Annotated in this window: 4 protein-coding genes; all 4 read right to left on the bottom strand. The window is 33.5% G+C overall.

What is annotated here, in order from left to right:
* Nucleotides 1–10: 10 nt before the first annotated feature.
* Entirely contained in the window at nucleotides 11–2,794 is a 2,784-nt protein-coding gene (locus ABEB31_RS00930; RefSeq protein ID WP_347049414.1) for a hypothetical protein, read from the bottom strand.
* Nucleotides 2,795–3,199: 405 nt separating this feature from the next.
* Entirely contained in the window at nucleotides 3,200–7,015 is a 3,816-nt protein-coding gene (locus ABEB31_RS00925; RefSeq protein ID WP_347049413.1) for a hypothetical protein, read from the bottom strand.
* Nucleotides 7,016–7,608: 593 nt separating this feature from the next.
* A complete protein-coding gene (locus ABEB31_RS00920; RefSeq protein WP_347049412.1) occupies nucleotides 7,609–8,751 on the bottom strand; it encodes a hypothetical protein in 1,143 nt (380 codons plus the stop codon).
* A 5-nt stretch (nucleotides 8,752–8,756) separates the two neighbouring features.
* Nucleotides 8,757–12,479 carry a hypothetical protein gene (locus ABEB31_RS00915; RefSeq protein WP_347049410.1) on the bottom strand — a complete coding sequence of 1,241 codons (3,723 nt, stop codon included), beginning with the start codon at nucleotides 12,477–12,479 and terminating at the stop codon, nucleotides 8,757–8,759.
* Between the last annotated feature and the right edge of the window lie 8 nt (nucleotides 12,480–12,487).

Raw genomic sequence — 12,487 nt, 5'->3', positions numbered from 1 at the left:
TTTTAAGGATTTATATTTCTACAGCTAAGATTACAGGCTGATCAACACGAACTGTTAATGCAGTAGCATTTGCGCCAACTGTTCCGTTATTATTCCACATTCTGTATTCAAACTTGATGTTTAAAGTTGGATCAGTAATTTTTTTACTGTTATTCATAATCAGAATTTGAGAATAATCTTTAGAATGCAATACTTTATAGTTTGACATTTTTGTTCCGGCATCGTCGACAACAGAAACTGTATTCTGAATTTCTTCTAATGGAATTTTAGGAATATTGAACGGTTCCGGATTACGAATTAAAAGTGCTACAATCTCATCAGTATCAGTATTAATAATTCGGTTAACCTCTGTTGACTGAGCAGGATCTAAAGGCGACAATTTTAAAATACCTTCTACTGCACGATCAAATAAATGCTGGTATTTCAGAGCAATCGATTTGCTAAATGTATCGGTGTGACCAAAAATCACATTGTTTAAAGAAGTAATCTGATCTTCAGTTAAACTTAAAGGAATATCAAATAGAGCTTTTCTTGACGTTGTTGCATCAATCTCAAAACTATTTACCTGTTCGGCAAAATCTCTGTAGCGGGAAGTCTGGAAGCCAAATTGATGTATTAATACGTTTTCATTATCGGTTGCAATTTTATCTTCGTTATCATCAAAATAATTTTTAGCTAAAATGGTGTATAACTTTGAAGGTTTTAAATCTGTAAGTTTTACTTCATATCCAAAAGATTTTGGTTTTAGAGCCGATCCAATTTGAATCGTACATTGTAAATCAGTACTTCCTTTAATCATGTTTTGCAACATTTTAATGTTTAAAGGAATTCTGGGATCATTATCGTCAACCCAGTCCGCATTTTTTTCTTCAGCTTTAGGATATGATGTTACTTCAGTTGGTAAAGGATATGGAATAACAACATCGTTTAAAGGATCTTTGATAATAAGATTTAATGCGCCATCAATTGCACCTTTTCCGCCATAGGCTTCCCAATCTCTAAGCATGTGAGAGACATAAGGATTTTTAAAGAACAACGAGATTTTGCATTGTTCATTTCCGTAGAATGAAGGTTTAGATAATAATAAACTTCCATCAGCATTAGGGTAAGAACGGTTGTAATCTAAATATTGTCTCAAAGAAGTCAAAGGTGATTTTGACAAGTTTGTTAACTCATTTTTCGGCGGTGCATCCGGGCTAGGCAGAAGAACCGGATCTGGAACAGGGAAGTGTCCAACAGGTCCTAAAGTCCTGAAACCATAATGGTAATTAAATTTGGTCGTGTCTTTATCATCAACCCTATCGGTTAAAGTAAAACTAAGACAGTACTTAGTATTGGGTCTCCAGATAGGCTGAACCGTATTCTGAATTGCCGCTTCCATTGCCTGGTTATCTTCCATGACTTCCTGAGAACTCGGAATAGTTAAATTATGCATTATACTTTCTTTACTTAACCAATTAATTTGTTGAATGTAAGTAGTGTAATCTAATTCAGGATCATCATCAGAATTTCCTCCTGCGGTACAAATTACATTATTGATAGTAAGCAGTTTTGAAGATCTTGTACCTTTACTGTACTCCAATTTTTCAACAATATCAAGTGCCGTGGAATTTGCAGTGCCAATTGTCAGGGCAGAAGCAGACGAAATTACAGAAACAGTGGTTGCAGGATGTAAAGAACAGTTGTCAAATTGATCATTAAACAGAGAGAAATAAATTCCTTTTTCATTTGCTTTAGACGAAAGCATCAAAATTTCATTAACTGATGGCTCGTTTTGAATGTTGACAATAGTTGCATTATCATCTTCGCTTCCTCTTTCAATTAATCTTGTCAGAGTCAATGAAGTATTAAATACAAACAGATATTTTTGATTATAAGCAAGAACCGAATTGTCTGCTAAAGTTTTATTAGACAAATAAACGGCAGAATCAAAAATGGTATCGTTTTTCACGATGTCGATATTTGTTCCGTTAATTTGTGCTAATCCAAATTTTCCGTTCGTCAATTTAACAGTAAGTAAAACTTTTCCGTTTGCAATCACTGCATCTTTAATTTCTGAAACAGATGCCTCAGAAATTACTTTAGTATCTGTAACCGAAATCGCTTTTGTACTTGTATTAATACTGAAGCGAATGATTTTTTTATTATTGGTAATTAAACTAAAATCAGTAGCATTATGTTGAAGAACTTTAATGGCGATTTCGTCAATTTTTAGACGTTTAATGATTGAACGATCCGTACCGTTAACCCAGTTAATTTGAGTTGCATTGTCTAAAGTGTTCACCCAAAACAATTCATTATTTGAAAGAGGCACTACTTTATTGTAACCTGTAGAATACGTGTTCAAATATTGCATTCCAAAGTTTTTATTTAACTCAGGATCAAGTTCAATGATAGCTGTAGTGCGGGCAGGAGTTACACAACCTACAATAAAATCATCATTGATTACTGCTTCTCCGATTCCTTTGCACTGTGTTGCATCTAAAGCTTGAGTAATTAATAAATTATCATTTATAACCTGCATTGATGTTACTACACCATTCAATAAACGTTCTCTTATAAGATTACCTTTGGCATCAATTTGAGCAATAACAGTAGTATTGGGCTGCGGATGAAATGAAACTAAATAAGTGTCATTATATTTGAAAACTTTATCAAAATTATAAACCGCTTTTCCGTTGTATCCGTAAAAACGGGTAAAAGTTAATGGAGCAGAAGTTCCAGTTGGATTGTCGTTACCAGCATCTGCTTTTAATTGCGCTAATAGTGCCATCAATCTGTCAAACTCTTCCAAATCACTTGGTTCAAGAACAGTAAATTCTCCATCTTCAGAAGCGTAAGTTGCATCAAATAATGCAGCGATCTTATTACGAACATCTAAAATAGCCTCTGCATATGCAGCAACCGGACTAATAACAATTTTATCGATTTTATCTTTTAGTGCTAGATCAGTAACATTATCGAATAATTTGATACAAGAATTTAACTCAGCTTTGGTATAAGTTACTTCATCTGAAACTGAACCACTATTAGATTTACGAATTTGGACAAATTTATATTTAGGTAACTTGTCGCCCTTCTCAAAATAGGATGTGTAAGCACTAACTTTAACTGTTTTTGCATGCGTTGTAATTTTTAAAGAAGGTTCAATAGCTCCTTCAGGGAAGATAATTTCTAACTTATCATAGTTTTTGAATGATTAAGATCTTCTAAAACCAAACGGATTCCTTTCGCCCGTGATGCTCATAAAATCACCATCAATAAGTTTTCCGTCTACAATTTCCGGAGCTTCTCCAACCAGTTTAAAAAACAAGCCATTGATTTTATCTGCTCCATATTGCGTTGGTACGTAATAACGTTTTCCAATTTTTTTATTTAAGAAATTCACAGATTCCTCTTCAATTTGATCTGAGATACAGAATAATTTTGAAGGAGTAATTCCGAATTGTTCCGGAACATGCCAGCCAGGTTCACCCGCGCTCAAATAAGAGAACGGATTGGTTGCCAGTACTCGAATACTATCATACTGATCAATTACTTTTTGCCATTGTGCCCAGGGTAAATTACTTACGAGTCCTCTGGAATCTTCTGGAGTAACCGCTTCAAAAGGATGATAGGGTACCCATTTATTTGTCTTTTCGTTCCAGGATTTTAATCCAATCGATTCAATTGCATATTCATGTTTTACCTGACGAAGTTTTCTGCCTGCTTTAGATATTCCTTCAGGAGGCATCATATCCGTGTAGTTTTTAGCATCTGCGGTATAACCGCCGATTACTTTATTCAGACTTTTGTTAGGTAAAACCCCCTTAGCCATTTTAATATCGATAAACGTATCTAAAGGAATTACGCTGGAAATTCCATCTGCATTAAGAGGTTCATTTGAAAAATAATTAAGCAAATATGCTTCATTCGTAAGCATGTGTACCCCTTTTACAGACTCAGCTGTTCTGTTGTCGTTAACATCTCCGAATGTTCCCATAGGAAGAGGACTGTAAGGCGTACGGTCAACAATTCTGTTAATGTCCCACTGAAGCTCAATCAGAAATGTTTTACGAACTCTTACAAAGGCAATTTTTACACGAACACTTAATTCCAGTTTTGCATAAATAAGGAATGGTTTGAAAGATTCGACAGAGAAGATAGTATCGAGAACAATTTCGACATTGATGATCCAGATTTTAATCTGAATTCCTCCTCCTGCAGCAATATAACCACCCATTTGAGGACGTTTGAATGAAATTTTCCCACCCATTTCTAAGTAAGCCCATAATTTGACTTTAGCAGGTCCAAAACTTTTTTGCAGTTTAAAGTCTAATCTGGCACCGGCTTCAATTCCCTGGGCAGAAAGCATAAGGAATGCTTTAGCAGTAAATAAAGTCAGGATTCTCGCCACAATAGGATCTTTTTTAGATCCAAGATTGATATACCATGGTTTCTGATTTTTGAAAAAGAAACCAGCTTCTAATAAAGCATGTAACTGAATTATTTCGCCACCTGTTTTAGGCATCTGGAAATCGGCTCCTGCAGCCATTTCAAGCGAATCATCACCAAAGGCAACCATGGCAAAGAATGGGGGAGTACTCTGATCTTTTTCAATTGGTCCTAAACGATCACTCAGAACGCTTAATCCGGCTTCGATGTAAAATAAGGTCGGAAGAGAAAGTAACAACATCGCCCGAAGTGTCAGAATAGTTCCTCCCGTTGTTTCAAAAGTTGCACCCGCACCAATAGAAAATGGTGATTTATACTGCATAGAGTCGGGCGGACCGCTGAATTTACGAATATTAATACCCGCTTTAGGATGTTTGTAGAATTCGTACCAGGAATTATCTGTTGTTAATCCGGCAGCCTGTTTAGTTGCCACATATCTGAATCCTAATAAACCTCTAAAACCGGTAATAGAAATAAATCCAAGCGGAATACCAGTTGGTAATTCAATACTTGCATCTACTAAGAATGCTGGGTATTTAGGCGCAAAACGCATTCCTACACTTCCTGTGATTTTTGCTTTCGGTAATTTTAAGGAAACCTCACCCATAAATTCCGGTGAAACTCCAGGCTGAGGAAGTGAAATCATACCATGAATAATCGCCATAGCCGATTCTTCTGTAGCCGTTCCCGGAATCATCAAATCGACTTCAATAGTCTGAATTCTTAAGAATGAATCTTTTGGGCCATCATCTGTAGAGTAGTAGTATTTAACTCCTTCACCACGTGCATCTAACCCTAAAGGATTGACACTGATCGCGCCATCAAATCCCCAGAAATTATATTTACGTCCGTTAATTTGAGTAGAACCAAAGTTGATATTGCTTACGGCCATCTGGACAGGTCCAAGATTTACAGATAAACTAATCGGAATCGGTATAGAACCACCCTCAACTTCAATATTTCCATCGCTGTAAATACGTAGTTTTTCTACGTCAAAACCTTGGCCTTTGGTTAATCGGTTTATTAATGTTCCTTCAGGGAAAGAAACGTAACAAGAAGTTCCTATATAATAATCTTCATCTTGTTTGCCTAGTTCAAAACTGTGGAAGTCGAAGTTTACTAAATCAAATAAGTTCGCTTTTGGTTCATTTGCTTTATCAAAAGAAGCGGTTAAGTTAAAATCTCCGTCGTCGTATAAGTGGCCTTCGATATCAACATGAAAAGGTTTTCCTTTTAATGGATGGTCTTCAGGAAATTTTAGTTTATTAATTTCTATTGCACCCTTGATGTTTGATGAGATTACTCTATTTTGTTTAAAAGAAATATCAAATTTGTTAAAACCAACCCTGAAACTTTTTGCCAATTTAAACCACATGTAATCTGTTTCTCCAACGGGATTACCAACAATTAGAGATTCTAATCCGATTGTTCCTGAGATTCCACCTTCAGTACCAATTAATAATTGTTTACCGGTAATTTGTAATGTGGCATCATTCTCTTTGTTAAACCATTTTTCAGGTAATTTTATTGCGGCCTTTTCAGCGTACACACCTCTAAATGCTGAACCTCTGCCATCTGCATCGGCTTCGGCTATATTTTTATCTCTGCTTAAATCTACTTTTAATCCTGAAAACTCTGCGATTAATCCAGTGTTTCCGATCATAGATCTGTTTAAACTAAAACTTGAAATATTATTAAAGATAAATCCGCGATTCGAGGAATATTCTAAACTTCCTACATCAAATTTTAGGTAGCTAAAATAGTTTTCCGGTAATGGTTCATCAAGTTCCAGTCCATCAACACTTTCAGTTCCGGTGTAAACAGGCTGTAACCATTTATGAGGAAATTGCAATCCAACGCTTATTTCATTTATAGCCATTCTAAACTGAAGAGTCAGGGCTTCTTTGATGTTTTTTTCAATATTGTCGAAATAGCGGGCAAATAATATTTTCAAACGATCTAATCCTTCATTTCCTACATTTAGAAGACTATCATAAGCAAATTTTAGCAAGTCAATGTCTAAACTTCCTATCTGCTGAGACAAATGTTCTAACTGATTATCAAATGAGGCATTACTGTCGCTTAAAGTTGTTAATGCGTCTGTATGAACACTATTAAATTGATTAACAAAGTCTACAAGTGCATTTGCTCCCGGATAGAAGGTATTGATAACCTCATTTAAAAATGTTTTTTCATTTATTTCTGCCAATTCAAAAAGGATGCGCAATACAGATTCGACAGCATTATCAAATGATTCAAAATTGAAGTCATTAATATATTTTAGAATAATCCAGGAGTAATCAAAGCTGATAGGAATTTCGGTATTACCATCTACAGTAGGATTTAAAACCAGTTTTAAATCCTGAGCAAGCGGAATATCCAGCCCAAGTGAATTGTATGTGGTCAATGTCATGCTGTAAAAACCAGAAGAGTTATCGTAACTCTGACTAGCAATAAGATTTTTGACATAAACAGAATCAAAAAGACTGGCAAGTGCATCTCTAATCGCCTCTAACTCATTTGGAATCTTGTCCAATGGTAATAACTGGCTTAATGACGGGTGCATTATTTGATTTGACATATTTTTAAATTTATTTCTTTGTTAGTGGTTTGTAGATCACTATTCAAAATTTGTCTTCTGTCTCAGCAGGATAATTTTCTTTTTGAAAAGACATGAATACTCTGTATTCCTTACTTAAAAAAGAGGACAATAATAATTTCGAAAAGTATTTTTTGAATTTTTCACTACTCTGTTTAGAAGTAGTTTTTGAATGCAGGATGCTCTTTATTAGAGTCTTATTACTTTTTGACATTGCAAAGATTTACAAAAAAAAGTGCTAAAAAAAACAACTGCAAGGTCGTTGAACACTTGTATTTTGATACTTGACAAAGTTGTACAGAAAGTGGACAACTTACCTTTTGCAAAGTAAAAAGAGAGCCCTTGAAGAAGAGCAAAAGCGATTTTTTACTCAACAATAAAAATATTGAGAGTAGGAAATGGTTTGATTTTTGGAGAACTTCCAATATCAATTTGATCTCAACGGATGAGATTTTAGGAATCTACTTATGTAGAATGAATTGTCAGATAATATGTCTGTTTAATGAAGTATAAAACTATCTTTTACTGCGCCTAAAACGTAAGCGCAGTAATTGAGATAGTGTTTTGTAAAAAAACTAATTGTAGTATTCGATTTTTCTTTCGGCAACCAAAGTGGGTTCTCCATCTGGGGTTCCTTCAAGAAACATGTTGCATTTTATCCAGTTGTTATGGCTGTCGTATTCGTAGGTATAGTAGAGTTTTTTAACATCAAGATTTTGTTCAGGATAATTAGGAATAAATTCTTTTTCAATTATATCACCTTGTTCGTTAAATGTTTTTAGAAAGTTCCTTGTAGGACTAGAAATTTCTCCTGGCCCTGTGACATAATATTTTACTTTTTCTACATAATCTTTTGTAGAATGATAGATATAATCTTCTTTAGATATAGTTTCGCCATCTCCATAAAACAATGCTTGAGTCATACGACCTTGGTTATCGTATTTATACTTCAATTGTAAATCACTACAAAATTCATATTCGGTATTTAATGCATTAAAAGAATAAGATTTTATTTGTTCCTCATTCTCTGGGCCGGAAACAATTTTTTGGCTTATAACCTGGTCTTTTTCGTTGTAAAAGAATAATATTTTAATATCAAAGTATTGAACATTATATTTTTTTAGGGGTACAGAATCTATAGGGTCTAAAACATATTCTAATTCTTCTTTTATTCTTCCTTTATTATCATATTGATAAACATATAGACTTTGGATTAAATCTTTCTGATATACTTCATTTGTTCCTGTAGAATCTAAATACTTAGAAAAGGTATACTTATCAACATTTGGCTTTAATAGTAAATAATAATCACTATTTTGGGGATACTTTTTATAAACCGTTTTTTTGCTTTCTTTTTTTTCAAGGTCTTTGCTATCATAATTAGAATAATTAACATTAACCTCCTTCAAAGAAAGATTTGTTAAGCCAAAATTTGGAATCCCATTTACAGCGATTTTTTGAGAGCCATTTTTATAAAGCTCTAAATATGGGTAAACCCAAGGAGCACCATTATTTAATTGGATAGCATTTTTAATATTTTTTGGAAGATTTTCATTGATTTTGGAGTAGAATGTATGAGCTGATTTTACAGAACCTTTTAAATTTATTTCATTTTTTTCAGAATAAAATAGATTATACCTGTTTGAATTCTGCCCGTTTAAAAATGTTGTTGAGAATAATGTTAAATAAATGAAAATAAAATAAAATGTTTTCTTCATAATTATTATTTTAAGGTCTGCAATACTGTTTTTGCTGCAATACGTTTGCTTTCTTTTTGATAACCTAACAAACCACGTATTTTTTCGTAAGTAATTCGTAAAGGATCTTCCGGGTCTAAAAATGTTAAATTTCCATTTTTATATAATTGGGCTTGATAGTTTATTTCAGCCAATGCTTCAAGTGTTGCACCGATAGTTGCTCCTTCCCCTGCTTTTACGGTTCCTCCAAAGCTGGCACCAGCTTTTGCTTCTAATGTTACATCAAGTTGTGCTAAAGTAGCAATAAAATTAAAATAATCGATAATTTTAGTTATTCCATAATCAAGATCTGTCCCACGTGATGGTTTTTTATTATTAAGATAGAGGTCAAAATGATTAAGACCCTTTAAAAATCTTAGTAAGGCAGTAACATAATTTACTGGAGGTGCCAATTTTATATATTTATCCATTTCAGCATTTAAACCTACAATACTAGTGCCTGGATAGATTCCTGATTTATTATCATCAAAAAGTTTTTCATAATAATCAGCTCCTAATGCAGCTACTGTTTGATTTTCGGTGGCATTTGGATTAACTTTCTCTTTCTCTTTTTCTTTAATTATATTATGAATTTGACGTCTTTTTTCTTCTAGTTTATCTTCGAATGTTTTTCTTTGAGCAGGAGTGTTTAAAGTGACATACTTATAATTGAGTTTTTTTAGATAAAATTTTATTGCTTTAGCTACTAGATTTGTTTCTAGTTCCATTTTTACATCAATTGCTAATCCTCCTTCAAAAAATGTATTTGATTTGCTTAATTTTAAAGATTGTTCTAACATTCTAGAGATTAATTCGGCTTCAGGTTTTGCAGTACCTCTATGCGCACCCACAATTTGACCAGTAAGGCTTTTGTCAGGCATTTTTACTCGGACAAGTTTGGTTTGTCCTGTGTTAATATTTAAAGCACCAACTTTTTTGTGAAATTCTATACTTCTAAATAATGATAAAACGTTTTCAAAGTTATAATCGTAAGTTTCCCTATCTTTAATCATCTGATAAAGAGTACCGACATTAAAGTTGTATTTTATTTCGGTACCAGGCTGACAAAGAGAATTAACATCCCCTGTAAAAGTGCTATAGTACAATGAAATTTGTTTGATTACCTTTTCTCCTGGGCTAGAATATTTTATAGAATGACCACTAAGGGTATCGACAATGACATTTTGACCAGTAAAATCGAAATCACCAGGACCTAGAGAATCAGCAGAGTCAATTCTATCTAATTTATATTTGACGCCAAACATCGTTCCCTTATCAAATGAGATTGCATTAAAAAAGGCTCCTACCAAGTCTGCTCCAGGAAGTAATTTTATAAATAATTTTTTTAGAAAGCCACCCAATAGTCCAAAACTTAAAGTATTTTGGGAATAATAGTTTGTATCAATCTCGATAGTCTTAAAAACTCTGCCTGAATGATCTTTAGTTAAAGGGTTGTCTCCATAGTCTACCTGATAACTAAAAGCAACGCCACTTTTAAAAGCTGCTTCACCTGTAGCGCCCATACCGGGTAATTTATTGAAAATATTATCTATAAATCCATAACCTCTATTGTTATCTTGTTGAGCTGGTGTATCTTGGTTTTGTGTTGGTGTACTTATACCATTTCCTGTATCAACTCCTACTTGTGCGCCTGCCCAGCCAGTAAGGCTTTTTTCGAAGGAAACTTCAAATTTTGTTAAGTATTGCCTTGGATTTAAGTTTATGACATCAAAGTATTCTAATACATCAGCTGTAGCATTTACCATTGCTCCTCCGAAAACATTAATAATCATAGTTAATAATGCTGTTTCCTCTTTTCTAACTGGAAATTCATATTCATTACCAATTTTAATATCATATGATTTTCCTGCACCTGCACCTACATTTAATCCGAATTTTTTCTGGGAGGTACCGTGCCCTCCTGTATGGAATCCTAGACTTGTTCCGGCTGCTACATCAGCTCCGACTCCAAATGTTGATTGAGTACTATAGACAATTATTAATTCTTTTTCTTTGGACATTTTTCGAGAAAGACTTCTTTCTACATTCCCTTTTGTTTGAATTGGAATACCCCAGGTGATGCTTCCTCCAATTGCAATAGTACCTCCAAGACCTCTTGGCCAATATTTAGTCAAAACGTCAATAGCAAAATTATATGCTTTTTTAAAAAACTCTGCAGCTTCCTGATACAATGCAATTGCGTCATCTACCATTTCGTCAACATAATCTAGACCAGTCTCAACAATATTCTCAAGAGATGTACCCGCTCTGTTAACAAAAAGATCTAAAACTTCATCAATAACATAGTCCATAACCGATGTAGGTTGAGTATTAGGAGTAGTAGGCGGAACAGTTACAGGCGTTAACATTTCGTTTGGCCTGAAGTTTAGAAAATAATACATAGAATCAGCAAACTTTCTTGAAGGAATTCTAATGTTTTTCCCTTTTATGGTTGAAAACGAAGTTGTATTCCCATTGCTGTCAAACTCAATTTTACTATTAGGATTCAACCTTTCCATTTCTTTTAAAAAACGATAATAATTGGGTAATGCAGTTTTTGGCTCATCTTCATAAAATTCATTTTCAAAAATATTTATATCATTTAGATGGTTAACCGGATACCTTTGATAATCATTAGCTTTTACTAATCCCCATTCTTTTACGCTTGAACCTTTTTCTTCTGAATTATAGTAATATAACAAATTAAGATAAAATTGAAAGCGGGAATCATATTTTCTTTTCGCGGCAGGAAATGCCTTTCTTTCGGGGAGAGTAAATATTACCGTGTTATTATACGGATCCATAATTGGGGAACCGCCACCTCCATAATAATTATCAAGAATTATTTTTTCAGGAGAGTCACCATCTTCTATTTTATGTAATTTGGCATCTTCGTCATCAAATAATAACGGAGGGGTGTTTTCTTCTTCTTCTGGGTAATCTAATATATAAGTATTAGTATAACTATTTGCGGTACTGTATTGCACTTTAGTTTCTGCGGGATTAAGAATTGCGATAAAATTCTGACCGTCAATATTATAACTTGAAAATATTTGCTGTACTTCAGGTTTATTTAGAATTTCATTTTTGGTCTTATTTGATAAATCGATATTTATTTTATCATTAACAAGAATATCTTTTCGAACTATTTTTCCTTTAAGAACTGTATCTAATTCAATTTTAATAGGTTGGTCATTTTCACGAAATGAGATTGTATATTCATATTTATTATTTGTAAGAGATTGTTGTACGAAACTAAATTCCTTATTACTTGACCTTCCGATATATTTTTTTCTTTGAGCATCGAAAAATTCATCTCCTAGAAATTTACTATCTATTTTTAGTATTGTTATACAATCGATCACACTTGTAATCGGAATATTAAACTTTTCTTGAAAGAGAGTAATTGCATCTTTTAGATTTAAGTCAAATTTATATGAGTTCACATCTAGTTCAGAAATATTATATGCAGGGTATAGATCATCCCTTTCATCAATAAAATTTAATGCAACCTTAACTAATCTAACAGCTTCATTTTCATCTCCAATTTTTAATGGAGATGTTTTTATACCGCCTCTAGCTATATCTACTAAACGGGAATTGTCTTGGAAAAGTAAACAGTGAAGTTTACCTCCGCCATCATTGTTAGTTTGATTTTTTTCAGCTAGAGGAACGTTGTTTATAGCGTTTTTGGATGTGTATATTGGCATAATTAATA

It is taken from the genome of Flavobacterium olei, from assembly GCF_039749035.1.
In the GTDB taxonomy this organism is placed as follows: Bacteria; Bacteroidota; Bacteroidia; order Flavobacteriales; family Flavobacteriaceae; genus Flavobacterium; species Flavobacterium olei.
This window is presented reverse-complemented; position numbering and strand designations above follow the sequence as displayed.